Annotated in this window: 26 protein-coding genes; 5 read left to right on the top strand and 21 right to left on the bottom strand. The window is 61.9% G+C overall.

Translation table 11 applies throughout. From position 1 onward, the window contains the following. Nucleotides 1-145 precede the first annotated feature (145 nt). From ABQE93_RS09140 to ABQE93_RS09080, 13 genes are all read right to left on the bottom strand, one after another. Nucleotides 146-712: a hypothetical protein gene (locus ABQE93_RS09140; protein WP_448406865.1), complete on the bottom strand. Its 567-nt coding sequence runs from the start codon at nt 710-712 to the stop codon at nt 146-148. A 30-nt stretch (nt 713-742) separates the two neighbouring features. Beyond that, the gene (locus ABQE93_RS09135; protein WP_448407266.1) at nt 743-1,141 is read right to left on the bottom strand and encodes a hypothetical protein; all 399 of its coding nucleotides are present in this window, start codon (nt 1,139-1,141) and stop codon (nt 743-745) included. 8 nt (nt 1,142-1,149) lie between these two features. After that, nucleotides 1,150-1,572: a hypothetical protein gene (locus tag ABQE93_RS09130; RefSeq protein WP_448407268.1), complete on the bottom strand. Its 423-nt coding sequence runs from the start codon at nt 1,570-1,572 to the stop codon at nt 1,150-1,152. Between the two features lie 60 nt (nt 1,573-1,632). Beyond that, nucleotides 1,633-2,256 carry a hypothetical protein gene (locus ABQE93_RS09125; RefSeq protein ID WP_448407270.1) on the bottom strand — a complete coding sequence of 208 codons (624 nt, stop codon included), beginning with the start codon at nt 2,254-2,256 and terminating at the stop codon, nt 1,633-1,635. A gap of 2 nt (nt 2,257-2,258) precedes the next feature. Next, nucleotides 2,259-2,924: a hypothetical protein gene (locus ABQE93_RS09120; RefSeq protein WP_448406866.1), complete on the bottom strand. Its 666-nt coding sequence runs from the start codon at nt 2,922-2,924 to the stop codon at nt 2,259-2,261. Between the two features lie 36 nt (nt 2,925-2,960). Beyond that, nucleotides 2,961-3,917 (bottom strand): MlaD family protein, encoded by a 957-nt coding sequence (locus ABQE93_RS09115; protein ID WP_448406867.1) that lies wholly within the window; start codon nt 3,915-3,917, stop codon nt 2,961-2,963. Further along, on the bottom strand, nt 3,914-4,909 hold the full coding sequence (locus tag ABQE93_RS09110; protein ID WP_448406868.1) for an MlaD family protein: 996 nt from the start codon (nt 4,907-4,909) through the stop codon (nt 3,914-3,916). Before ABQE93_RS09110 ends, ABQE93_RS09115 begins: the two co-directional genes overlap by 4 nt. Further along, on the bottom strand, nt 4,906-6,021 hold the full coding sequence (locus ABQE93_RS09105; protein WP_448406869.1) for an MlaD family protein: 1,116 nt from the start codon (nt 6,019-6,021) through the stop codon (nt 4,906-4,908). Before ABQE93_RS09105 ends, ABQE93_RS09110 begins: the two co-directional genes overlap by 4 nt. Then, complete coding sequence (locus tag ABQE93_RS09100) at nt 6,021-6,962, bottom strand: MlaD family protein (protein WP_448407272.1); 942 nt, start codon at nt 6,960-6,962, stop codon at nt 6,021-6,023. Before ABQE93_RS09100 ends, ABQE93_RS09105 begins: the two co-directional genes overlap by 1 nt. A gap of 17 nt (nt 6,963-6,979) precedes the next feature. Further along, complete coding sequence (locus ABQE93_RS09095) at nt 6,980-7,999, bottom strand: MlaD family protein (protein ID WP_448406870.1); 1,020 nt, start codon at nt 7,997-7,999, stop codon at nt 6,980-6,982. Further along, complete coding sequence (locus tag ABQE93_RS09090; RefSeq protein ID WP_448406871.1) at nt 7,996-9,069, bottom strand: MlaD family protein; 1,074 nt, start codon at nt 9,067-9,069, stop codon at nt 7,996-7,998. Before ABQE93_RS09090 ends, ABQE93_RS09095 begins: the two co-directional genes overlap by 4 nt. 20 nt (nt 9,070-9,089) lie before the next feature. After that, nucleotides 9,090-9,896, bottom strand: coding sequence for an ABC transporter permease (locus ABQE93_RS09085; RefSeq protein WP_448407273.1), 807 nt, complete (start codon nt 9,894-9,896; stop codon nt 9,090-9,092). 65 nt (nt 9,897-9,961) lie between these two features. Next, on the bottom strand, nt 9,962-10,897 hold the full coding sequence (locus tag ABQE93_RS09080) for an MlaE family ABC transporter permease (RefSeq protein WP_448406872.1): 936 nt from the start codon (nt 10,895-10,897) through the stop codon (nt 9,962-9,964). 596 nt (nt 10,898-11,493) lie between these two features. Between ABQE93_RS09080 and ABQE93_RS09075 the strand changes: the two genes are divergently transcribed. The 5 genes from ABQE93_RS09075 (at nt 11,494) to ABQE93_RS09055 (ending at nt 15,271) form a co-directional block, all read left to right on the top strand. Further along, nucleotides 11,494-12,276 carry an SDR family NAD(P)-dependent oxidoreductase gene (locus ABQE93_RS09075; protein WP_448406873.1) on the top strand — a complete coding sequence of 261 codons (783 nt, stop codon included), beginning with the start codon at nt 11,494-11,496 and terminating at the stop codon, nt 12,274-12,276. Nucleotides 12,277-12,339: 63 nt separating this feature from the next. Further along, entirely contained in the window at nt 12,340-13,083 is a 744-nt protein-coding gene (locus ABQE93_RS09070) for a hypothetical protein (protein WP_448406874.1), read from the top strand. A gap of 91 nt (nt 13,084-13,174) precedes the next feature. Beyond that, on the top strand, nt 13,175-13,831 hold the full coding sequence (locus ABQE93_RS09065; RefSeq protein ID WP_448406875.1) for a TetR/AcrR family transcriptional regulator: 657 nt from the start codon (nt 13,175-13,177) through the stop codon (nt 13,829-13,831). Between the two features lie 91 nt (nt 13,832-13,922). Further along, the gene (locus ABQE93_RS09060) at nt 13,923-14,624 is read left to right on the top strand and encodes an acyl-CoA thioesterase (protein WP_448406876.1); all 702 of its coding nucleotides are present in this window, start codon (nt 13,923-13,925) and stop codon (nt 14,622-14,624) included. Nucleotides 14,625-14,689: 65 nt separating this feature from the next. Next, nucleotides 14,690-15,271, top strand: coding sequence for a VOC family protein (locus ABQE93_RS09055; protein ID WP_448406877.1), 582 nt, complete (start codon nt 14,690-14,692; stop codon nt 15,269-15,271). A 57-nt stretch (nt 15,272-15,328) separates the two neighbouring features. Here the strand turns inward: ABQE93_RS09055 and ABQE93_RS09050 are convergent, their stop codons facing one another. From ABQE93_RS09050 to ABQE93_RS09015, 8 genes are all read right to left on the bottom strand, one after another. Then, nucleotides 15,329-16,258: a hydroxymethylglutaryl-CoA lyase gene (locus tag ABQE93_RS09050; RefSeq protein WP_448406878.1), complete on the bottom strand. Its 930-nt coding sequence runs from the start codon at nt 16,256-16,258 to the stop codon at nt 15,329-15,331. Then, a complete protein-coding gene (locus ABQE93_RS09045) occupies nt 16,255-17,289 on the bottom strand; it encodes an LLM class flavin-dependent oxidoreductase (RefSeq protein WP_448412356.1) in 1,035 nt (344 codons plus the stop codon). The genes ABQE93_RS09050 and ABQE93_RS09045 overlap by 4 nt, the downstream gene beginning before the upstream one ends. Before the next feature lie 220 nt (nt 17,290-17,509). Beyond that, on the bottom strand, nt 17,510-18,247 hold the full coding sequence (locus ABQE93_RS09040; protein WP_448407274.1) for an SDR family oxidoreductase: 738 nt from the start codon (nt 18,245-18,247) through the stop codon (nt 17,510-17,512). Next, nucleotides 18,244-19,437, bottom strand: coding sequence for an acyl-CoA dehydrogenase family protein (locus ABQE93_RS09035; RefSeq protein ID WP_448406880.1), 1,194 nt, complete (start codon nt 19,435-19,437; stop codon nt 18,244-18,246). Before ABQE93_RS09035 ends, ABQE93_RS09040 begins: the two co-directional genes overlap by 4 nt. A 6-nt stretch (nt 19,438-19,443) precedes the next feature. Continuing rightward, nucleotides 19,444-20,550 carry an acyl-CoA dehydrogenase family protein gene (locus tag ABQE93_RS09030; RefSeq protein ID WP_448406881.1) on the bottom strand — a complete coding sequence of 369 codons (1,107 nt, stop codon included), beginning with the start codon at nt 20,548-20,550 and terminating at the stop codon, nt 19,444-19,446. Further along, nucleotides 20,547-21,326, bottom strand: coding sequence for an enoyl-CoA hydratase-related protein (locus ABQE93_RS09025; protein ID WP_448406882.1), 780 nt, complete (start codon nt 21,324-21,326; stop codon nt 20,547-20,549). Before ABQE93_RS09025 ends, ABQE93_RS09030 begins: the two co-directional genes overlap by 4 nt. Continuing rightward, nucleotides 21,323-22,951 carry an AMP-binding protein gene (locus ABQE93_RS09020; protein WP_448406883.1) on the bottom strand — a complete coding sequence of 543 codons (1,629 nt, stop codon included), beginning with the start codon at nt 22,949-22,951 and terminating at the stop codon, nt 21,323-21,325. Before ABQE93_RS09020 ends, ABQE93_RS09025 begins: the two co-directional genes overlap by 4 nt. After that, nucleotides 22,869-24,041: an alpha/beta hydrolase gene (locus ABQE93_RS09015; RefSeq protein WP_448406884.1), complete on the bottom strand. Its 1,173-nt coding sequence runs from the start codon at nt 24,039-24,041 to the stop codon at nt 22,869-22,871. Before ABQE93_RS09015 ends, ABQE93_RS09020 begins: the two co-directional genes overlap by 83 nt. Nucleotides 24,042-24,065: the final 24 nt, after the last annotated feature.

Genomic DNA, 24,065 nt, shown 5'->3' with positions numbered 1-24,065 from the left:
CTCCTAATCGTTGTTCGCACGCTGGGTAGAGCTCACTCGCGGGTTTCCGTCGGCTTGTGGTTCTGCCGTACCGACGCGACAGCAGGTGAGGTGATGTCATCATTCCACAAAACCATACATCGTTTGGTAGTTATGTGACCAGCGATCAGCTGTAGCAGGGCCCGCCGCCCGGCGGACTACATGATGCAGGTCCGCGCTCGATCCAGCCCAGGTCCATCCAAGCCGCCGACAGCCAGGTCTTGCTGGGCTCCATGACGAAACGAAGGGGCCCCCGCTCGCAGTAAGCTCTGCTGTCCATCGTGACAGCGCAACTGGTCCCCTCATGGGTGATCTTGCCGTGCGGTGGCAAAGGTTTCATGGCTCGAGTCGCAGGGAATCTGACCGCCATCGACCAGTCGTAGTGGACGGCACGGTCCCCGTTTATCCAGCCGATATGCCTCACTCCGTCTGGGGCGCCGGGGATATCACCAGTGCAGCCGAAATTTCCGCGGCCCCAGATGCCGCAGTTCTGTCCTCCCGGCGCGACGAACCACACCCCTCCAGGGAGCACATATGCCGCGGGATCCACCACATCGTAATACCTGATGTCGGGGAATGGACCGATGACCGACTCCGCCGGCGTGGGGTCCGGGTCTGCTTGAGCCGAAGCAGGACTGCTGACCGCCGCGACGGTGGCGATCAGGGCCGCCACAATACTGTAGAGACGCTTCACGGCTATTCCTATCTGAATCAGGCTGCAACACTACGAAATACGTGGAACATTGCCATAGCAGGTGGCATTGCCGACATCAAGAGTGCTCTGGCAGATGACCTTTCCGTGGTGGATGACGCGCACAGAGACCCACCGCCTGGGAGCCGCGACCGGCCGCCAATCGGCCCGCACCTGGCTGCCATTCGGCGGTGGGCCGTCAAAAGTACGCACTGGTGCGTCCACCCGCCATGGCAGCGCAACAGAATTCGCCGTTATGCGCCCGGTGCTGGTCTGGTATTCGACATCGGCGATGCTGACGCTGTCGGATACCACCTCATAGGTGACGAGATCGTCAGCCCAAGCTGCCGGTGGGTGAACCAATACCGGTATGCACCATGCTGCCAGGCAAACTGCCAACAACCGAGAGGCGGGCCTGCCCAATGTCTTCATGTCAGCGCTCACTTTTGGACCATCACCGCGACGACAAGGAAATAGCCCGATTGCGGTTCGTAAAGACCGCTGGTGCCGAACTCGGTATAGGAGCAGTCGGGGATCGTCCGGTAGCCCTGTAGGAGCATGCCCTCGACGGCATCGGCCTCGTCTCGGCCGGCTCCCTGTAACGAATGAACGTTCTCGGCCTCGATGCCGAGCTCCGCCAGTATCGGCATCGGGTGCGGGTCGTCGGCCGGAATGTTCTCCCCGGTGTGGTCGAGGTAGTCGGAGGTCGAGCTGTTGATGATCACCGCGGCACGCTCGAGCTCCGGGCTGTAGGTCAACGGACTGCACTCTGAAGCGCCCCGGGCCTGGGTGACCGCTTGTGCCACTGCGGCTGGCGTATCAGCCGAGCCGGGTGCAGCAGGAAGACCGGCCACGCCGACCACCGCGGTCAAAGCTGCAACGGTACGTGCCCTGTGCAAGAGCCTCTCCTTCGCGAATCGGTGTCAGCGGCAGACGTGGGAGCGTTTGATCTTGCTGCCCCAGAACTGCATCTGGTGGTAGGACGGGCCGCTGAACCAGGTGGGCTGGCGGGCTTTGATTCCGTTGCTGACGTTGAACATCTGCTGCCACAGCCCATGAAAGCTGTCACCTTGGTAGAGCGGGAAATACATGTCACCGGCACGATCGAAGCTTCGGGTGAGCGCACCGACGCGCGGGGTGAGAAAATCTGTCGATCGGTCGAGGTTGGCCGCGACGACGCCGGCCTGTTGCGGTATCCCGTCGGCGTTCCAGTCGCCATTAGCGCGTACGACGGCGTTGTTGAGACCCGTGATCTGGCGCTTGATCGCCTTGTACTGGGCGGTGTACCACTGGCACATTTCCCGCTCGGCATTGATATCGGCATCCGTCACGAACTGCCGCGTCGTGTCAAAGGGAGGAGGAAACTTCGGCTGCCAGTCGCTGGGCACCGGCGTCACCGCTGGAAGCAGTTGTGGCCGATCGAAATGTGCGACCGGATCATATGGTTCATACGTGTCGGCACCGGCCGACCCGCCGGCGAACGCCGCAGCGCAGAACACGGCCAGGGCGCCTGCAGTCGCGAGGCCACCGCGCAGCAAAGCACTCATTCTCACCCGCCACTGTTTCTGAGAGCGGCGTCGATACCGCCGACGTCGGTGATCAGCCAATCGTTTCGGCTGTCAATGGTGATGCTGTAGGTCGCGGTCGATTGCAGCCCTTCGGGTGCTTGCATAGTCTTGGTCAGGACGCTGACGAACGCGTCGACGGTATAGACACCGCCCGCCTCCGACTTGACGATCGAAGACAACGGCCGCACCGTGGATTGCCACTGCATAGGTGCGAGGAGCTGTTCCATGGAGTTGGCGGCCTCAGTCAGCTTCTCCTTCAGTTCGGGCGAAGTCCCATCGACCAGCTTCAGCTTCCATTCGTCGAAGTTCTGGTAGTCCATCTCCGCAGCGTTGAGCGCGTATTCGGTGGCGATCTGCTGCGCGTGTTCTCTGTCGGCCGCCCGCTGTGCCTGTGCTTCCAACTGGCTTTGAGCCCCGATGTACAGCCATCCCAGGACACCCGCTGCGCCAGCCAACAGGGTGAACACAAACGCCGTGATCAGGGTGCGCAGTGAGAAGGACACCCGCCCGCGAGACCTTGATCGCTGCACCGAGCCTTCGGTTCGTCCGACGGTGGCGGCCTCCTCACCAGTTTCCTCTGCCACCCTCTCGTCGCTTGTCGGCGACGGTGAGTTGTCAATCATCTCGTCTGTGTTGGTTATGGACATCAAATCTCCTCGGGGGTAGCGCAGACGGCCCTCGACCTAGCGATCGGGGATGGTGACATGAAGTTTGATCGCTCCCTCCTCCGGTATGCCGGCCAGCACATTCGATAGGATCTGACCTGTATCGAAATTCATGAGTGCGCCACTGATGCCTCCGAATTGCGGTAACAGGGTTTGCGTTATCACCTTGAGATCGGGCGCTCTGTTATCCAGGAACAGCTGTATGCGTTCCAAGAAATTGCCGAACAAGACCATGTTTTCGGGGTTGTTCCAAGCGATAGCATTCATTGTGCCGTTCCACACATCGGATATGGCGGGGCCAAAGTCCCACAGATGCGGACCCAGCTCGGCCAGGTTGGGCCCAACCCAGTCGGCGTTTTGAAGCAGCGTTTGGAAGTTGTCCAGTACCTGCTGGCCCTTGCCGTCCATCCCTACCACCATGTTCCGGCTGAGTAGACTGGCCCGGGATAGGTTGGGCAGCACCTCTTTCGGATCAGGAAGTGCGGCGTCACTCTCGGCAAGGATTCGTTTGAGCTGATCGGGATCCATTTGGTTGAGCATCCGCACCACGGTGGTGGCGAGCTGCGATATCGACGGCGGCACAGTAATTGATTCCGTCGAGATGCGTTGGCCGTCGGTCAACATCGGGCCGTTAGCCGTCCGTGGCCGAAATCCGATGTAGGCCTCGCCGAGTGCGGAAAGATTGTCGAGCCGCACGTCGCTGTCAACGGGGATCTGATGATCGGCTTCGACGTAGAAGTCGATGGTAGCGGTATTCACCGATGACGACACTCCGGTGACCTTTCCGACGGATGCGCCGCGCAACAGGACGCTCGACCCGACGACGAGACCCTTGACGTCCGGAACCTCCATCGACAGATCGATGCGGTTATCGGGTGCTCGGATGTGCAAGTCAAACGATGAGATGTATGTGGCGCCACTCGCGATGAGGACTGCGAAAGCGGTGAATGACGCGATATTCTTCGCGATCCTCACGGCATTGCCCCCAGTATCCGAAGCACGTCCTCGACATTGCCGCTCATCTCTCGCCCGTCCGGCCCGGTTATCGAGGTGATGTTGATGGCCGGGTACTTGTCAACCGGATAGAAGTACTCCGCGAACAACTCGCGCCAGCGGGGCGCTTCGGCTTCGAAATCCCATTTGCTCTGCTGAAGTGCTCCGGTGGCGTTAGCCAGGGAGTTGAGCAGCGGCTCAAGCCAGAACCCACCGGAATAGATGCTCCCGATCGAGGGAACCACGGTCCCGATATAGCTCCCATGCTCCGTGGTTCGGTCCCAACCCAGCATGCCTGCCGGCGACCACCAGTACTCATAGGTCTCACGATTGCGAACCATCACCTCTGCGGTCCCCGCTACACCGTTCAGCCACTGGTCGACCGTGTCGATGTTGTCAGCGAGGTCGGCGAGGTCGACCGCGACACGGTTCACCAAACTGCGCAATTGGCCCTGCTGCGAAGGTGTCACGTTGTTGATCTGGATGATGGTGTTCTGTGCGCGCTGAATAGCACCGCTGCCAACGAAATTCGCGAGGTTGGCGAGGGTGTCCTCCAGCTGGGGAGGCGACGTCGTTTGTGTCAGCGGAACTCTGCCGTCGTCAGCCAGGCCCGGAGCCGCTTCACCGGTTGTCGGATATTCCAGCGCGACGTATGTGTCGCCGAGAACGGTGGATTGTTGCAGTGTCGCACGGATATTGGACGGGACGACCACACCTGGGTCGATCTGCGATACGACGTCTACATGATCGTCTTTGAGATCGACACGGGTGACCATGCCGACGGCTGTGCCGCTTTGTACGACCTTGGCCCGGTCAGGCAGGTTGAGCACGTTCGCGAACTCCAGGACGATGCGGTAGCCGTCGTTGCCTCTCCCGCCGGGCTGCGGCAACGAGTTGACCGTGATCGACGCGCACGATGACACGAGGATGGCCGCTCCGGTGGCAGCGGCCACTGACCGTATCCGCCGGGTCATCGCTTGCTCGCTTCCTGTAGTACGTACTGCAGCAGGGCGACGTCGACGGCATATGGCTGGCCATTGACATCGGCGCAACTGCCGGGCATCGATGCGTTCATGAAGCCGCACAACGCAAGCCCGTCGTGGGTGGGAACCCGGAACAGCGGCGGCCGGTAGGCGATATTGAAGGTGCCCCAATCCTTTACATTGACATGGTTTGCCAAGGTATTGATCCACCACGGCACGGGGTTGAACAGATCTGCGAGTGCTTGCGAGTGGGGAGTGACCTTTCGAACCGCGTCGCTGACCGTATCCAGCGTGAGCTGTGTCGTATCGCCCAGCCTGGTTTCCATCACGGCGACCGTCTCAACCAGCGGGCCCAGGGCGCCAAGACCTGTCGGACCCGAAAGGCGCGCGGCGCCATCAAGGGCCACCACCAAGTCGCCGCTGGTGATAAGGGAGTCCTGCAGGATTTCCTTCAGTGGATCTCGCATTTCTTTCAACGCTGTGGACAGCTCAGCGGTATTCCGGATGATCGATCCGATATCACTGATCGCTTGGTCGGGGCTGTCGAGCAGAGAAGACGTCGTCGTCAACAACTGTCCAGCGGCCGTACCGTTGCCTTGCGCCAATCGATCGATTCCGGCGACGGTGCCGGCGATGTTTTCTGAGCCGGCCGAGTTGATCGCGTTGAGAAATGTGTCTGCCGATCCGATGACCTCGGACAGGGTCTTCGGCGAGATGGTCCGATCGAGGGGGATGCAGGCTCCGGGGGCCAACTTTGGGCCGTCGGTGTAATTGCCGACCATCTCCATCGAACGGTCGGCCAGGATCGTTGGTGATCGGATTATCGCCTTGACGTCGCTGGGCAATTCACGCTGCTCGGAGACCGAGAACTCGACGCGAACGTGTGTCGGCGCCGATTCGATAGACGTGATCGTGCCGATGGGATAACCCATCTGGGTGATCGGGTTGCCTACGTACAGTCCGACGGTGTCGGGCAGGTAGGCGCAATAGGCGGCGTCATGTCCGCTGTCGCCCGTACATCCTGAACCCGCAGCCGCAATGATGGCGGCTAGACCTACACCGACAACGGCGCGGGAAATTCTGCGAAGGCCTGTCGTGGACATCAGCAGGGACTTCCCGGCATCGGGATGCACACGTCGGTGGCAAGCAACTCCGGGCGCGCGTTCTGGGCGTCGAGCACACGCTCGATCTTGTCGCGCACCCGCCGTAACCGGGGCACGATTCTGCTGTTGTTCTCGACCCATCGTCTGATGCGGTCCTCCCACTCGCGGATCTTTTGGATGAAGTCCTCTCGATGATTGACCCAGAACTTTCCGTACGGGATCAGGATCGCGTCCGCGATGTCACCCAGACCTTTCAGCGATTGGGCAAAACCCTTGCTGTACAAGACGAGTGTCTGTTCTAAAATCGAGACCTTACTCACGAGTTCTTTGAGCCGATCTCGATAGTTGCTCAGTTCTGCGATGTACTCATCGGAGAGGTTGAGAATCGCAGAGATCTGTCCCCGCTGACGGTCGATCGTGGCAGTGAGCGCGTTGCCGGCGTCGATAACCGCCGTCATGGTATCGAGGTTTGTTCCGTGCAGCCCCTCTTGTACGCGGTCCAGCGATGCACGTATAGGAGCGGGGTTCGTATGCTCGGACACCTTCGTCGTATCGGCGAGGGCACGCATCAAGCTGTACGGCATCGTGACACGGGAAACCGGAATTGGATTATGCCCCAACGGTTTGTCACCTAGCGATACCAGGTTGACGTAGTATCCGCCGACGACTGTGAGCATGCGCACATGGACCTGGGACTGGTCGCCGACGAATGCGCTTTCGTCCACCGTTGCGCGGACCTTCACCTGGTTCCCCTCAAGTGTCCGGCTGGCGACCCTGCCAACTGAGATTCCGGCCATCCGGACATCGTCACCTCGCTGGACCGCTGCGGCGTCATCGGTGTAGAAGACCACCGACTTCTGGCCCGGTGGACGCACGTATACGGCAGCGGCCGTCACCGCCAAGACCGCCACCATCGCCAGCGCGCCAACACCCCAAAGCATCGGGCTTCTCCAGAAATTCACCGATTGCACAAGATCACCCGCTGGCCATTCAGTAGTACGTCCATTGACGCCGGCAGTTGCGCGGGACCCCTCGAACACGGAAGTGGCGCGTCCGGCTCCGCCGGCGGCACAACGCTGTCCCAGACGACCGGAACGCGCTTGACCTCGTCGCTGAAGTCGTAGAACGCTGTGATTGCGCGATCCAGTGCTTCGTCAAGGTCTGCCTTGCCCGGCGTGAAACCCGCATTCGCCAGAAGCCGAACCACATGACCGGTGTAGAGCGGGCCGTAAAGAGCCGACTTCCGGAACTCATCCAGCACGGTAAGGGCCGAATCGATTGGTCGATTCATCCATTCGAGGACCTGCACAAGGTCCTTCGCATGTCCGCCAAAAGTATCGGCGATGGAGTTGAGGTTCTGCATCAACGTCGCCACTACCTGTTGGCGGTTCGATGTGAATTCAGTCAGCTTCCGTATGCTGTCCAATACCGGTCCGATTCCACTGCCGTCGCCGAGCAGATAGTTGGCAGCGTTCTCGGTGAATCGGTCTATTTCCTCGGGGCTCAATGTGGCAAGGACCGGCTGTAGCCCGTTGAAGAGCGACGTTATGTCGAAAGACGGCTGCGTCATTCTCACCGGAATGTGTGTGATCGAGTCTGGTTCGGATGCAGAGTTGGTCGCGTGTTCGTGAGCGTTGGCCACGTCGATATACCGTGCGCCGGTGAGCGCCTGATACTTGATGGCCAGCCGGGTTGCCGGTACGACCGAGTAGCCTTTGTCAAGGCTGAGGTCGACCACCGCGATGTCCTGGCCGGCTTTGTGTTCCAGCCGCATCCCCTTGACCTTTCCGACCCGTACCCCGCGGATGCGCACGTCAGCATCGGTACGCAGACCGGACACATCAGTGAATTCCGCGGTATACGATCGTGTTTCGTTGCCAACCGGTTGGCGCAGGACATTCACGATCAAAGTGAATACCAGCGCTGCAAAGATGCTGGCCAACACGAACCGCCACAGGGCCGCGCGAGGTTTGATCACGGTCCTCCCATCGCATTGATCGGCGCCTGCACACCCGGGATCTGATCCAGCACGATGTGCACTTGAAGTGCCCGCTGTTCGGATGATCCGGCGTAGAGCTTCTCGAATCGCGTGCGCAGTTCCACCAATGTTTCGTTGACGCCCACCGGTGTCAGTAGCGCCGGAACGGTATCGGTGAGCGATTGCGTCAGCTTGACTGCGGGAAGCAGATTGGTGGCGTGTGAGGATTCCAGTTTTCCTACCGCGCCGAACAGCGAGTTGGCGACGACTTCCAGCGTCGGTATGGCGCGTTCCCGCCAGTACTCTTCCGAGACCGCGCCCCCGATGACGGCCACCTGTTCTTGCCCAGGCAAAGCCTCTTCACCAGACACCTTGAACGTGATGGCACTCGAGCCCTGATTCCAGCCGTATCCAGCAGCGGTAACGGCATCGGTGAACGCCGGGAAAGCCACGCTGATTCCTGTGGCGTTTCTGAGCAGTCGTTCGGTCGAGACGGTCTGCACCTTGTCGACCGATTCCGCCGCGATCAGCATCGACTCGATCAATGGGTTGAGCCCATCGGTGTACTGCGTCGCCCTATTGACCACGTCGACCAACTGCGGAGTGATCACACTGCCGGTGATCGAGCCCATACGGGTCAGCAATGCCTGCAAAGTGAAGTTGCCTTGCGGCGTCGTGGTGATGAACGCACCACTTCGCAGAGGTTCGCCAGCCTCACCGGGAATCAGATTGATACCGGTCACACCGAAGTAATTGGCAGGGCGAAAGTCGACGTTCATGGTGTCGGTCAAGTCCGCAGCAAGGGCCGCTTCCAAGTCGGCATTGACCCGAACGGTGCCGCTCGGCAGGCTCTTCACCGCTGTGACTTCGCCCACGGTGACACCGTGCATCATCAGCGGGGTGTTCGTGGCGACGCCCTGGCCGACGAACGGCATATCCATCACGACCGAGATCTGGTTGGTCTGGCGGGCGAACGGGTTCGTGACCACGAGGACGCACACAACCGCGAAACACAAGGTCACGACCACGCCGATGATCGTGAGCCGGCGCGTCTCTGCTTCTGCAGACATGCGGAATAGCATCTATCGCCCTATCCCTTGAACACGAATTCTGGACGCAGACCCCACATCATGATGGTGGTCGTGAGATCGAGGACCATGATCGTCACCAGGCTGGCGCGAATGGCGCGGCCGGAAGCATGGCCAACACCAACGGGCCCACCTGAGGCGAAGAATCCGTAATAGCAATGGATTATCGTCACAGCCGTGCAATAGATCGTGGCCTTCAGCACCGAGAATGCGATGTCCTGCACGGTCAGGAACTCAACGAAATAGTGGTTATACGTACCGACAGGCTGGGAGTACACCTTCTGGACGATCAGATTGACCGTGAAGAAACTCAAGGCCAGCGTCATGACGAAGCCCGGAATGATGCACGCCAGTCCTCCGATGACACGGGTGCCGACTACGAACGGGATTGCCCTGAGCCCCATGGCCTCGGTGGCGTCGATCTCTTCGGCGATTCGCATGGAACCGATTTCGGCGGTCATACGACAGCCCGCCTGAGCGGCGAAGGCCACACCGGCGACCAGCGGGGCCATCTCTCGGACATTGCCCCATCCGCCGATGATGCCCGTCAATGCTCCGAGCCCAATGAGATCGAGTGTTGCGAACGCCTCGATGGCGACAATTCCCCCGACAGTGACACCTAGGATCACCAACACGCTGATCACGCCGCCGTCGACGATGATCGATCCCCGACCCCACGCCAGGTTGTTCATGACGCGCAGCGTCTCTCGTGGGTACTTTCGCACCGTCGTTGGAAGCAGCCAAATCGTCTGCGCAACAAAGGTTGCCCACTGCCCGGCTGCCCGGAAGGCTTGATTCAAGTGGCGCACCGGCAAGACCCGCCTGCCGAGGAAGGACGACGGTGCAGCGGAATACTGCTGCGCCGGGGCCGCCACTACGCCACCGCCATGGGAAAGAACATCGACTGCACCTGGGTGATAACAAGATTGACACCCACGATGAGCAGGACGTTGAGCACTACCGACGCATTTACGGCATCGGCGACGCCCCGCGGGCCGCCCTTGGCCTCCATACCGCGCTGGGACGAGATCACGGCAACTATCGCTGCGAAGCAGAAGCCCTTACCCATCGTGAACCAGAGGTCGACCATCTTCGCGAACGATCCAAAGGACAACCAGAAGCTGCCGGGCGTGACGCCATTCACCATCGTCGCGATGAGGAAAGCCGCACCTACGCCCATGGCGAGCACCAGGACGACGAGGATCGGAGTGATCAAGAGCAGGGCCAAAAAGCGTGGCACGACAAGACGCCGCACCGGATCGATTCCCAACGCCCGCAGGGCATCTAGTTCTTCGCGAATGGCCCGCGCGCCGAAATCGGACGTGATTGCTGCGGCGGCCGCGCCGCCCATCAACAGGCCGGCCGTCACGGGCGCTCCCTGTCGGAGGACGGCCACACCCGTCGCCGACCCGACGAGCGAATTGGCGCCGACTTCGTTGACCAGACCGGATATCTGCACGGCCACCATCGCGCCGAACGGTATGGCCATGAGCACAGCCGGTAGGGCCGTCACCTTCAGCAAGGTCCAAGCCTGGACGATGAGTTCACCGAAGTTCAGCTTCAGCGCGACGGTATCCGTCACGGCATACCTGAACACCGACCCCGCCATGAGCACGCTTCGTCCAGTCGTGTGCGCGCTGCGCACCGGAATCTCGGCGAGGCGGACGAGCATACTCGCCATACGACGCTGCGCCCGCGCCAAAGAGCTGGCGGAGTCGCGATGGTGAGGGTGACCGTCCGAAGCGTCGGCGGATTCGGTTGGCGGAGACCCTGAGCCCCCAAGCTCAAGCGTTGTCCGCAGTGTCGTCATTCGCCGTCCTTCTTGGTTTTATGTGAGGGCGATCACCCACCGGGGAGCCACGTTATCAAACGGTGTCCGGTTATGGGAGGCCTTAGCGGGTGTCAGTTTGCGTCAGAAGCCGCGGCGCAGAACCCCGTACCCCGGCATCGCCCGGTTGATCTGCCGCCGGTCCTCCGGTTGTTGCCGGATGCCGACGGCGCCGTGAGGCCCCGTGAAGCCGGACATTTGAGCGTCCTATCAGCAGTTCGGAACGCCGGACTTCAGGGCAGCGGCTGTTGGCCGTTTGCCGCGGCAGTTGCGAATGCGGCCCCGCCCTTGACGGACGAACATCGTTAGATAAAGTGTTATGTGTCGATGACTCACGCGCCGGGCGCCGGCCGTGTGGGGCGCTCGGCTCAGCGGCCCTCCCGCGTCAGCGATGGTCCGGCTCGCAACTACGACGGCGGCTTGGTGCGGCGCAGCGGAAGGCAGGCGATGGTCGCAGACACTCCGACAGCGATCGTCATCTCGCCGAAGACGCGCCTAAAGGTCCGTATGGTCGGACCCTTCGTTGTTCTCCTCGGAACTGTATTCACCACGCGCTCTCGCGGCGTCGAGGTACGGGCATGAAGGGATGTGATGACCCTTTGACCGGACAACCATTGTGCGGGCGAACAGCTTTGGTCACCGGTGCCAGCCGTGGAATCGGAGCGGCGATTTCGCGGCGACTTGCAACGCTGGGTGCCAGGGTGTTGTTGGTCGGTCGAAGCGTGGCTCGCCTCGAAGGTGTTTCGGATGAACTCCGCGACCATGGTGCCGAATGTGATTTCTTTGCAGCAGATTTGAGTTCGCCCGCGGATCTCGCGCGATTGGTCGATGAGGTCAAGAGCCGCCATGCTCGCGTCGACATACTGATAAACAATGCCGGCATTCTGCCCGATGCCAAGCGCGCCGAGCGGTTTACTCACGACGAGTGGTCCGGAATCGTAGAACTGAATCTGACATCGCCATGGTTTCTGGCGTGCCGGATCAAAGAGATGATGCCCGCCGGTGGCGGAGTGGTGATCAACGTCGCAAGCACAGCGGCCATGTATCCATCGGTGGGGCTCGCGCCATACAACGTCAGCAAGGCTGGGCTGCTCATGCTCACGCAGTCGCTTGCCCTGGAATGGGCGGGTGCGGGGGTTCGGGTGCTCGCGGTGGCGCCTGGCAAGACCAACACCGAGATGATCACCCCTATCTTGGCTTGGGCTGAGAAGAACGACGTCGAGGTCAATCCCCTTGGCCGGCTGGCCGAGCCGTCGGAGGTCGCCTATCTCGTGGCTTTTTTGTGCAGTGACCAGGCGAGTTACCTGACGGGCGTCGTCGTACCCATTGACGGAGGCGAGTTACTGACATCGGGCCGCTGATCCGGCCTCCGACAAGCGTTATTGACAAGACTAACCAAAACACGCGTTGTAAAGGAGACCGTAATGCCCGTGCCGATCGTGGCGGACGTGCTTGCTGTGCGGTTGTTTGAGCTCGTCGCACTCGCCCTGTTTCTGTTCGGCTGGTGGTACGTGCTGCGCACGCGGAGTTGGATACTGGTGGGCGGCTATGTCGGTTCGACGCTGACCGTGCTGTTCGACTGGACGTTCAACACCAAGTGGTTCTTCAACGTCGCGTACAGTTCGAACTTCATTCCGCTGTTCACGATCGGCGAAACCGTGCAGCCCGTTGCGCTGTTGTTCACATACGCTTTCTTTTTCGGAATTCCGACAGCATTTCTGGCGCGTAACCGGGAGTGGCTGGACCGCAGGTTTGGTGTGTGGGGTTGGCTGCTGGTTTTCCTCGGCATGGGATTGCTACAGCCGCTGTTCGAGATCCCGATGGTGTCGTGGTTGCATCTGTGGACGTATTACCAGGCGCCGCAATATCTGCTTGGCGGCGTGATCTGGTCGAACATCTGGTTCTCGGGTCTACTTGGCGTCAGTTGTTACGGAGCGCTGCGCCTCGCCCTACGCTGGGAGAACGCTCGTCGCACAGAGCTGGTCGGAACCGGCCCGGCCAGTCCGGCCGTCGACGGGCTGATGGCGGGACCGAGGGAGAACACGTTGCGCCAAGTCACCAGCGGCGCGGCAGCGATCTGGTCCGCGTTCTACCTGAGTACGTTGGTCCAACTCATGTTCTGGTACACGATCGTCTCTCCGTGGGTGCCCAGCCCGAGGGAGTTCTGAATGACTTGGGATGCTTCGCACCATACCGTTCATCAACGGTGTTAGATAAACTTTATAGTCACCGGAACCGTCGACGCACACAAGGAGAAATGTGGCTCGGCCTAAAGAGGCGCTCATCTCACGTCGCCGCTCGCTAGAGGCGGCGCTAGACATCATCGACAACGAGGGGCTGGCCTCCTTAAGCATCCGTCGCCTGGCAGACAAGTTGGGCGTCAACGGCGCATCGTTGTACCACCATTTCGAGAACAAGGACGAGATCATCACCGGGGCGGCGCAACTTGCGCTCGAAGACGTGCGTGCACCTGATGTCACGTCGGGGCGCTGGCGAGAGTGGCTGTCGCAGAATGCGCGTGAGCTTCGGACGGCGCTGCTGGCGCATCCCGAGATCATTCAGGTCGTAATCGGCCGACGCAGCGTAGGCCTCGGCCCTAAACGCATCGAGGTTTCGGCCAAACACCTGATCGATGAGGGTGTCCCGAGCGCAGCTGTGATGCCCCTGATCGAATCACTGGAGCTCGTTGCGATCGGCAGCGCACTTCAAGAGACGCGTACGGATGCCCAAGGTGACGAGGCTGATCTACTGTCTGGCGAGGAGTATCCCGCCTTGACCAAGGTTCTTCGGGAGAGGGGCCTGTCATCGGACGAGATGTTCGATGTGATCATCTCCAGCGTTGTCAACGCTTTCGAGGAGGCCATCCGCGAGCGCCAGTCTCGTTGGCTTCCTGCCGCAAAGGTCGAGACGGAATAGCTTGGCGAGGTCGACACTTAGCCCCAGCCAGAGGGCACGCATCGCTGACCGGCCCAACAGAGCCCAACTCGGACGGCAACGACTCGACCCGTTGATCACCGGGCTTTGCCGCCAAACCTCCGTCACAGCAGGCGTTGTCGCCGCGCGTGCTGTGCTCGATGCGGGTATCGACACTGGGTTCGGACACTGGGTCCATTCGGCACAGGTGGCGTTTCGGGGCGGGAGCCTCGACGGCACCGCATTGGCGAGCGTGATCACGGATCGTGAAACCGGCGCCGAGACGGCGTTTCGCGCCGTTTCTGTGACGCAACGTGATCGGGTGGTTGCCCGCGGTCAGGTCTCGTTCGAGGCACCGTCTTTCGGCGCGCACGCCGAGGAATTGGTTGGCATGGGCGATACCCCGGACCCGTACAGCGTGCCGGCGGTGCTGTCACCGGCAACGCCGGCAGGGTTCCCCGTCGATATCCGGCCGATCGACGGCAGTGGTCGAACCTGGGTCAGATTCTGCAACGAGTTACCGGACGACCTCTTGGTGCACGTCGCCGCGCTGGCGTTGACGGTGGATCCTGTCGTTGCCCGTGCATTGCACGATTCTGGTGATTATCAGCCCATCAACTATGGGCTGTGGATCCATCGCTGCTTCCGCGCCGACGACTGGGTCTTGTTGTCGCAGAATGGTGCCCGCGCCTATGGGAATCGAACGTTCTTTACCTATGCACTGTCGTCGTCGCATGGCCGCGAGATCGCAACCGTAGCGCAGGAGGTCCGGCTTTCCCGGCGGATGGCGGCATAGATTAATCAGACAGCGTTTGGTAATGTCGCGGGAGTACCCATCCCACATGCAAAGGGGCGCCGGACGTGTTCCACCACACCGCGATCGCAGTCAAAGATGTCAATCGGTCCCACCAGTTTTACACCGAGGTCATGGGATTCAAGCTGCGAAAAGTAGTCAAACGGCAGGCGCCGGGCGGCGGTTGGACGAAGCACATCTTTTATTCGAATGGCGACGAGCCCGGCTTCTTCGCGATCTGGGACCTGCGCGGTCTCGAAGACGCCGGCGTCCCAGATGACAGTTGGCAGGGCGGATTGTCGACCGGCGTCGGGCTGCCGTACTGGGTGAACCACATCGCGTTCGAATGTCACGACATCGGCAGCCTCGAGGAGCACAAGCAGCGCTGGCTCGATCGTGGCTATCACGTGCTCGAGGTCAAACATGAGTTCATTCATTCGATCTACACCCGTGACCCCGATGGCACCCTAGTCGAGTTCACCTACGACACCGTCCCTCTGACCGAAGACGACAAGCTCGAAGCGATCGAGCTGATGGCCGACAACACGCCGGCGAGCGTCCCCGAGTACGAGGGGATCGCGCACAAGTCCGAGCACGCCAAGGCTCGCAAACAGGCGGAGCGGATCGCCGACGCCAGCGCTGCGCACTGAGGCATGCGGGAGCCGACGGTGGTGGATACCGAAGTCGGTCCGGTGAGCGACGACCGTTCAGCTTGCGCGCCGGCGATCCCCGGCGCGCAGCACCCCACTCGCTAGCGGGCGACCGATCAGATCCTGTGCGAGATATGCTGCGTTGATCGCGGATTCAACGTCGATGCCGGTGTCGATTCCCATGTCTGTGGCCAGGTAGACGAGTTCCTCGGTCGCGACGTTACCGCTGGCCCCTGGCGCGAATGGGCACCCGCCAAGCCCGCCCACCGACGAGTCGATCATGGTGACGCCGAGCTGCATCGCCGCGAATATCGTGGCAAGTCCGGCACCGCGGGTGTTATGCATGTGCAACCCGACCGGAACTGCCGGATGTCGTCTCTGGATGTTGGAGATCAAATCCGTTGCACGTCTGGGTGTTGCCGTCCCGATCGTGTCGCCGAGACACACCCGGTCTGCCCCGGACGACACCGCACGATCCACGAGCGAGATGACCCGCGCCGGCGGTGTCGGGCCGTCGAATGGACAGTCCCATGCCACCGCGAAGATGACCTCGAGGGTCCCACCCGCGGCTTGCACCAAGTCGGCGACCTGGGGCACGAGGGCGATGGATTCGTCGGTGGAACGCCGAACGTTGGCGCGTGAGTGCCCGTCGGCAGCTGAAACCACGTACTCGAGGTCGGTCAACCCGGCATCGAGTGCTCGTTTGGCACCCGCAGTGCTGGCCACCAGGGCAGAGAACTCGATGCCCGGATAACGGTGTAGTGCCCCGGCGATCTCAGCGGCATCGCTCAGCGCGGGCACTGCGCGTGGTGAGACGAACGCGGTAGCTTCGATCCGCTTGACGCCCGTGGCCACCAATGCGTCCAGAAGCGCGAGCTTGGCCGATGTAGGGATGGGCGTTTCAATCTGTAGGCCGTCGCGCATCCCGACCTCGCGGATGGAAATACGTTCCGGCAGCCGCAAATCAGCGCCCGGGCCAGGGCTCACGACAGCTGGGGCAGCACATCTGAACTGAGCAGCTCCACCATCGCCCGGAATTCGTCGGCGGGTTGACCGCCCATGTCTATCGACAGCAGATTTACGTCGGCACGCAGCATCTGAGAAACCTCCCCAAGCCGGTCGACGATTTCGGCGGGGCTGCCGACGATTGCCGGGCCCTTCGTGCTCAAGAACTCGAAGTCGAACGGCTTCTTGATGAACGGTGGAGGGTCCGGATTGACGCGGCTGATGACTGTCGTCATGAGGTCAAAGTAGGCCTTGTACCGCGGCATCCAGCGTTCGCGCGCACGCTGGCTGTCGGTGTCGACGTTGAGATGCCAGCACGCCCCGACACGTGGCTGGCGGGTGTGGCCGTAGGAGGCGTAACGCTCGAGGTAGTTCTCGACGACGGGGATGAACATCGCCGGGTTGCCGAAGGCGCTCGGCAGCATCAGGTCCAGGCCGAGCCGGGCGGCGAGCTCAAGCGTGGACTCCGAGGCACCCCCGCCGATCCAGAGTGGAGGCACCTGTTCAGGCGCCGGCTGCAGAGTGAACGCGTCCAACGGTGCGCGATGATTGCTCTGCCATGTCACCGATTTTCCGGTCCACAGGTCAAGAAGCAGCTCGACGTTCTCCTCGAACAGCTCATGGGAGTCATTGGGGTCCTGCCCGAAAAGGGTGTAGGTCGAGGTGAAGAAGTTGCCGCGGCCGGCGACCATTTCGACGCGGCCGTCGTTGAGGGCGTCCAGCGTCGCGTAGTCCTCGGCGGCTCGTACGGGATCGAGGTTCGCGAGCAGCGTCACTGCGGTACTGAGTTTGATGTTTTTGGTGCGCTCACCGATCGCGGCCAGGATCACCGGCGGGCACGAGTAGATGTACTCCAACCCATGGTGCTCACCGATGTGCACACCCTCGAACCCACCTTCGTCGGCCACGACGGCCGCTTCGACGATGGCACGGTGTCGTTCGACCGCAGTTTCGCGATTGCCGGTGACTGGATCGGTGACCTGGTCGCCCAGTGTCATCAAGCTCAGGGTCATGTTGCCGCTGTCTCCCATCCGCGGTGGAGGTGAAGGTGAATTATCCGAATTTAACAAACACCGTTAGATTATGCAAACCCGCATGTGGCTGTACTTATTCACGAGCAAAGCCAGTGGTTTACGCAACAGTGATCGGTTAGGAACCCGACGACGGGTCGCAAGCGGTCGGCCGGCCGTGGTTACCCGGGCCGACTAGGTGAAGTGGCGACGTGGGTTGTTGTCACATCGACATGCCGCCGTCGACGGGCAGCACCACACCGGTGATGTAGCCGGCCTCGGCTGAAGCCAGAAACTGGACTGCGGCGGTCATTTCGGCCGGCTCCGCGAACCGCTGCTGCGGGATCGCCGAGGTCAGCGCGGCGAGCTTCTCGGGTGGGATGGCCTTGACCATCGCGGTCGCCGCATTCGGCGATATCGCGTTAGCGGTGATGCCGAAGCGGGCCACTTCCTTCGCGACAGTCTTCGTGAACCCGATGATCGCCGCTTTGGCCGCGGCGTAGTTGGACTGTCCGACATTGCCGTGCATCGCGGTGTAGGAGGTGACGTTTATGATGCGTCCGAATCCGTTGGCGCGCATGAACGGTATCGCCGCGCGGGTGACATTGAACGTGCCACCGAGATGGACGTCGAGGACCGCTTTCCAGTCCTCATCGGTCAGTTTCCACACGACGGTGTCGCGGGTGATGCCGGCGTTGTTAACCACCGTGGCAACGCCCCCGCCCCACTCGGCAACATGCTGTACCGCCGAGGCGATGGCCTGCGAGTCGGCCACATCGACCGCGATCGGCATCACGTCCTCTCTCCCGGCCCACGTCGCGTCGAGCAGGGCAGGGTCATTGTCGAAGGCGGCAACCCGGGCACCCGAATCGGTGAATGCACTGGCGATCTCGTATCCGATGCCTTGGGCCGCGCCGGTAACAAGCACGGTATGGCCGGTGAAGTCGAAGCTCATATTCATGCGGGGGAGACCCTGCTCCATGGAATGTCTTTGTCGACGCGGGGCTCTGCGGGGAGTCCCAGTACGCGTTCACCGAGGATGTTGCGCTGCACTTCGGATGTGCCGCCCTCGATCGAGTTCGCCAATGAGCGCAGGTACGCCTTGGTCAGGACTTCACCGCCGTGCACCGCGGCGAAGTCCGGTGCGGTCTGCTCGTAATCATCCACGGCCAGCGAAGTTTGGCCCTGTACATCGACGCAGAACTCATAGATCGCCTTGTTGAGTTCAGCCATCTGAAGTTTTGCGATCGAACCTTCAGGTCCAGGCGTGGCGACGCTCGACGCGGCGCGTACGTTGGTCAGACGCGCCGCCTCGGCGCGGATCCACAACCGCGTGAGTTGATCACGGGCGAGGGCGCTGCCGTCGCCGGACTTCACAGCACTGCAAAAGGCTTGAATCGCTTGTGCAATCGGACCCTCGCCGCGCTGCAATGGACGGCCGCCGAGCGAGACCCGTTCGTTGCTCAGAGTGGTGATGGCCACCTTCCAGCCGGCGCCCACGCCACCAAGGCGATCGCTGTCGGGTATCTCCACGTTGTTGAGGTAGACCTCGTTGAATTCTGCCTCACCGGTTAGTTGCCGCAGCGGCCGAACGTCGACTCCTAGCGAGTGCATGTCCAGCAGGAAGTAGGTGAGGCCGCGGTGCTTGGCGACCGCTGGATCGGTGCGGGCGAGCAGCAACCCGTAGCGCGCGACGTGGCCGAGTGAGGTCCAGACCTTTTGACCGTTGACCACCCAGGTGTCGCCGCGCTGTCTGGCCCGGGTAGCCACCGCGGCGAGGTCGGAGCCGGCGCCCGGTTCGCTGAAGAGTTGACACCAGATGTGCTCGCCGGTGAACAGTGCGCGCAGGTGCCTGTGGCATTGCTCGGGTGTGCCATGTTTTAGGATGGTGGGCGCCGCCATGCCCAGGCCGATCACGTTGCGGGCACTCCAATCAGGCGAGCCGGCTTGCTGAAACGCGTTTTCGCACTCTGCCTGCAGCGACGAATCCAATCCGAGGCCGCCGAGACCGTGCGGAAAATGCACAAACGCCAAGCCAGCGTCGAAGCGTGCCGCGCGGATCATCTGGTCCGGAACGGTGGCGATGTCATGTGTGGCGAAGAATTCCGCGAGCGCGGTGTCCAGTATCCGGCGATCGTGTGTGGTCGACATCGGCGATCACGCTCCCTTCGGAAGGTTGATCAGCGTTGCGAGCCGGTCGCGATGCCGGTTCGTCGACCGCAACAGCAGCGAGGAGGCCTTGGCGCGCTTGAGATAAAGGTGGGCCGGATGTTCCCAGGTGAACCCGATACCGCCGTGAATCTGGATGTTCTCGGCGGCGACGTGGGTGTACGCATCGGTCGCGACGGAACCTGCAAGCGCGGCCGCGACGCCCAGGTTCTGCGGGTCATGGTCGGCCGTCCAGAGTCCGTGCCACACAACTGTCCTGGCCAATTCGACCTCGACAAGCATGTCTGCGCAGCGGTGCTTGATTGCCTGGAATGAGCCGATCGTCCGACCGAACTGCACCCTGGTGCGCGCATAGTCGACCGCTTGCTCAAGTGCTCGCGACGCTCCGCCGAGTTGTTCGGCTGCCAACAGCAGAGTCCAGATGTCCACGGTATGTGCCAGAGCCGGCGCGGCAATGGGCAGCCGACGGGCGGGGATACCGGTGAGGTCGGTGTGCGCTAGCTTGCGGGTTTGATCCAGCGGTGTGAACTCGGACCACTGCAGCTGCGCGGTGTCTTCGACGACGTAGATCTTCGGGCCGTCGGCCGCTGTGGCGACCACCAGCAGGATGTCTGCTTGCGGGCCGGCAAGCACATAATCGGCGTGACCGTGCAGCGTTTCCGCACCCTCGCCGGTAACCACTGCCGTGATCGAACTCTTAAGCGGATCATGTCCTGCCCAGCCGACTGTGGCCACCGATTCGCCCATCACCAACCGCGGCAACATGTCCTTCTTCGCTGACGCGTCAGCGCATTGCAAGAGGGTTGACGTGGCGAGCCCGACCGAAGCCAGCATCGGCGCGCCGTAGAGGGAGCGGCCGAGCTCCTCGAAAACCACGCCGAGCTCGCAGTAACCCGCGCCACTGCCGGCAAACTCCTCAGGTACAGACAGTCCATGAAGACCGAGTTCGGTTGCCGCCAGCTGCCATACATGCGGATCATAGGATGAATCGTCGGACATCCAACGCCGTACGGACTCCTCGGGCGAGTGTTTCTCCAAGAAGCGTCGGACGACGGCGCCGAATTCGAGCGCATCGTCAGTTGGCATGAAGCTCATGGCGTCTCGTTCCCGTGCTCGTAGCCCAAGCGACGGCCCTCGAGGAAATCCCCGCGCGCATCGTGTGCTTCACCGGACATGTTCAACTCGAGGGTGTAGCTCAGTTCTTGGCGGTAAGCCCTGCGGATATCTCGGGCGATCGTTCCGTTGATCGCGGCTTTCAGGTTTCTTACGACAGCGGTGCGCTTCGCTGCGACCGTCGCCGCGAGGTCGTGTGCGGCATCGGCCAACTGTCGTGCGGGCACGACGCGGTAGACGCTGCCGTAGGCGTGCAACTCTTCGGCGAAGAAGGGCTCGCACGTGTACATCGCTGCGCGCAACCGCTTCTCGGGTAGGAGGCCGGCAGCCTGGACAATCCCGCTGGTGGCGCCGTTGTCGGCTTCGGCAAGCACAAAGCTCGTCTGCTCTGCGGTCAAAATGATGTCACATACTCCCGCGACCAGCACCCCCAATCCGATGCAGTAACCGTGTATTGCGGCGATCACCGGCACCGGGCATTCGCTGATTGCCAGGGTCAGTTCCTGAGAGCCGTTGGCCTGGCCCAGGATTCCTGTGAAGCCGGGGAGGTTCTGGACCTCCTTGACGTCTCCGCCAGCACAGAAACCGCGGCCATCGGCGCGCAACAGCACCGCATGTACCCGATTGTCGGTGTGGTAGCTGCGCAGATGGGTGACGAGGTCGGCCATATCGGAGAGCTTTAATGCGTTGACCGGTGGATTGTCAATCACCAGTTCGGCTATGCCGTTGTCTGCGATGTTATGGCGTATCACGGTCATACCCCGCCGTATTGCTCTTTCAACGCCTGCCGGGAAACCTTGCCCGTGACGTTGCGGGGCAGATCATCGACTACGGCCAGCGACTTGGGCAGTTTGAACCGCGCCAGTCGGGCCTGGGCAAATTGGTTTAGCTCGTCCAGTGTGGGTGGGTGTTGTAGTCGGGACGGCACAACGACCGCCATCCCCACTTCACCCCACACCTCGTGGTGGACACCGATGACGACCACATCGGACACCTCGGGATGCTCAGCGAACACCCGCTCGATTTCGGCGGGATACACGTTCTCGCCGCCCGACTTGAACATCTCCTTTACCCGGCCAGCGAGGTAGTAGTAACCGTCAGCATCGCGGCGCGCGGCGTCGCCGGTGCGATACCAGCCATCGGTGAAGTAATCGTCATTGTCTTTGCGCCAGTATCCGGGTGTGACGCTTGGGCCGCGCAGCCAGATCTCGCCGGTTTCGCCCGGGGCAACGTCGTCGCCGTCCTGGTCGACGAGGCGGATCTGGGTATGCCGGGCGGCCCGTCCGGTCGACCCGGCCTTGACCCTGGCCAACGCAAGCGCGGGTTTGTCGACCGCCGTGGCCATCGGTCCGTGCTCGGTGCCACCGTATTGCGGTTGTAGCGGCACGCCCCGGTCGGCCCACTGTTGCAGGAGTTCGGGTTCGGCGATGGCGCCTGCCACGATGAACTGGCGTGCGTGCGAGAAGTCGGCCGTATGGAACCCCGGTTGCGCGGCTATACCTCTGTACATTAACGGGATCGCGGCGAAATGTGTGACCGGCAATTCAGATCGGGTGAGTGCGGCGAAGACGGGGTCGGGCGCAAAGCGTCGCATGATCGATACCGCTCCACCGAAATACAGGATGGGGTTCGCCATGACGTTGAGCCCGCCCGCGTGAAACAGCGGCATCGGGTTGAGGTGGTGGTTGCCCGGCTCGGAGTACCGTGTCGTTTGTGCGGTGTTCAGCGCCTGCCACACCAGCGTGCCGTGGGTCGAGAGCGTGCCTTTAGGCAGTCCCGTTGTGCCCGAGGTGTACAGGATGTGGGTGGGGTCGTCGAATGTCAGGTCGATGTGGGGAGGGAGGTGGACGGCATCGGCAACAGCCGTGTCGTATTCCGATTCCTCACCGGCCCAGGAGACGCGCTGCGGAACCGCCGCTTTGTCGGCGACGTCGTTGGCGACCGCAGCCCAATCGGCGTCGTGGATGATCAGCTGCGCTTCCGCGTCGAGCGCGATATCGGTGATCTCAGAGACTGCCAATCGCCAGTTCAGTGGGACCAGTAATGCACCGATACGCATTGCGGCGAACTGGATCTCGATGACGCGCGGATCGTTTTCCGCGATGACGAGAACGCGGTCACCTTTGGCGACTCCGCGATCGAGGAGCACACGGGCCAGCCGGCCCACCCGTTCCTCGAGTTCCGCCCAGCACAGCATTGTGTTGTCGTCGGCGCTGCCGAGTGCCGGATCCTGAGGTCGGTGGTTTGCGTGGTAGTCAACCCAGTCAAGGGCCGCGAAGGCCATCTGTCTCTCCTCGTGCTCAATTGACGAACTGATGCCGCACCAGCCAGTCATGCACCAGATCGGCGGCCCGGGCGAGGTGTGCCTTTTGGTCGGCGCCACTGAAATAGTGATTGGCACCGGGCAGATTCACGAGTTCCTTGTCCGCGTGGCCAACGGCGTCGAAGACTTGTCTCTGGTGGCTGGTCGGCACTGCATCGTCGCGCCCGTTGACCAGAATGAACACCGGAACCGTGACGCGCGGGGCGGCGTCTCCCGCGTCTACCTGGGCTGTCTGCAGGCTCCATTGGGACAGCCAGCTGCGTGCGGTGGTGAACCGCATCAATGCGCCAGGGCTGGTGTTGGCGATACAAGGGTCGCCAAGGTAGCTCGATCCGGGCCGGCGTCCGTTGGGATCGATGGAAGGGTCGAGCCAGCGCGGATCGGCCATCGTCCCGTGCACCACGAATGCGTATTCGGCGTGCGGCCGTCCCGCCGAGCGGAATTCGGCCAACTTCTGCTGGGCAAACGCGGTGATGCGGCGGCTGCGGTCCTGCTGGGCGGACCGATACGCGGCGAGAAAGTCCGGGGAGTACGGCGGTTGGTTGGGATTGGACGCGTCGTACAAGTCGAACTCGGTTCGGCGATTACGTTCCGGCTCGACCTCATTGGTGATCGAGGCATCGAGAAACTCGGTCAGCAGACGGTGCCGGCTGCGCGGCGCCGCCAACAGCATCACCCCGTCGGCTTCGGCGAGCGCCGTCTCCGCGAGAAGGGTGTCCTCGCCGGCTGCGGTTTTCGTGATGATCGGCGACTCCGCCTCCGCTTGATAGCCCATCATCGGTGAGCCGCCGCCACTCCAGCCGGCAAGAATGATGTTCTTGTAGCCGAGTCGATTTCGCGCATCGTCAATGCATGCGTGCAGGTCGAGCAGCACATTCTCCATCTGCAGGGCGGAGTCGCCGACCGAGTACCGGTTGGCTGCGCCGATCACATGCAGACCGGTACGTGCAAGTTCGGAGAACAGCGGCAGGTACCCGGGAGAACCGATGGGATGCATCGCGAGGACGACGGTGTCCGAATCGTCATCGCCGCGGAGCAGCTGCGCCTGCCGGACGGCGTTGTCGGCGATCGAACCGTATACGTCCTTGCGGACCGTTTTCTCCTGCGAGACAACCAGATATGGGGTGCGGGTGTACTTCGTCCGCGGCACGTCTGGGACGGGATAAGACAACGG

This window comes from Mycolicibacterium sp. XJ662, assembly GCF_053484035.1.
This window is presented reverse-complemented; position numbering and strand designations above follow the sequence as displayed.

Bases quoted from the DNA above. Each gene is read 5' to 3' on its own strand.
- ABQE93_RS09090 (WP_448406871.1), bottom strand. From the start codon at position 9,069: ATGTCTGCAGAAGCAGAGACGCGCCGGCTCACGATCATCGGCGTGGTC.
- ABQE93_RS09120 (WP_448406866.1), bottom strand. From the start codon at position 2,924: ATGTCCATAACCAACACAGACGAGATGATTGACAACTCACCGTCGCCG.
- ABQE93_RS09040 (WP_448407274.1), bottom strand. From the start codon at position 18,247: ATGAATATGAGCTTCGACTTCACCGGCCATACCGTGCTTGTTACCGGC.
- ABQE93_RS09110 (WP_448406868.1), bottom strand. From the start codon at position 4,909: ATGACCCGGCGGATACGGTCAGTGGCCGCTGCCACCGGAGCGGCCATC.
- ABQE93_RS09075 (WP_448406873.1), top strand. From the start codon at position 11,494: ATGAAGGGATGTGATGACCCTTTGACCGGACAACCATTGTGCGGGCGA.
- ABQE93_RS09070 (WP_448406874.1), top strand. From the start codon at position 12,340: ATGCCCGTGCCGATCGTGGCGGACGTGCTTGCTGTGCGGTTGTTTGAG.
- ABQE93_RS09125 (WP_448407270.1), bottom strand. From the start codon at position 2,256: ATGAGTGCTTTGCTGCGCGGTGGCCTCGCGACTGCAGGCGCCCTGGCC.
- ABQE93_RS09105 (WP_448406869.1), bottom strand. From the start codon at position 6,021: ATGTCCACGACAGGCCTTCGCAGAATTTCCCGCGCCGTTGTCGGTGTA.
- ABQE93_RS09100 (WP_448407272.1), bottom strand. From the start codon at position 6,962: ATGCTTTGGGGTGTTGGCGCGCTGGCGATGGTGGCGGTCTTGGCGGTG.
- ABQE93_RS09135 (WP_448407266.1), bottom strand. From the start codon at position 1,141: ATGAAGACATTGGGCAGGCCCGCCTCTCGGTTGTTGGCAGTTTGCCTG.
- ABQE93_RS09035 (WP_448406880.1), bottom strand. From the start codon at position 19,437: ATGTCGACCACACACGATCGCCGGATACTGGACACCGCGCTCGCGGAA.
- ABQE93_RS09045 (WP_448412356.1), bottom strand. From the start codon at position 17,289: ATGACCCTGAGCTTGATGACACTGGGCGACCAGGTCACCGATCCAGTC.
- ABQE93_RS09080 (WP_448406872.1), bottom strand. From the start codon at position 10,897: ATGACGACACTGCGGACAACGCTTGAGCTTGGGGGCTCAGGGTCTCCG.
- ABQE93_RS09025 (WP_448406882.1), bottom strand. From the start codon at position 21,326: ATGACCGTGATACGCCATAACATCGCAGACAACGGCATAGCCGAACTG.
- ABQE93_RS09030 (WP_448406881.1), bottom strand. From the start codon at position 20,550: ATGAGCTTCATGCCAACTGACGATGCGCTCGAATTCGGCGCCGTCGTC.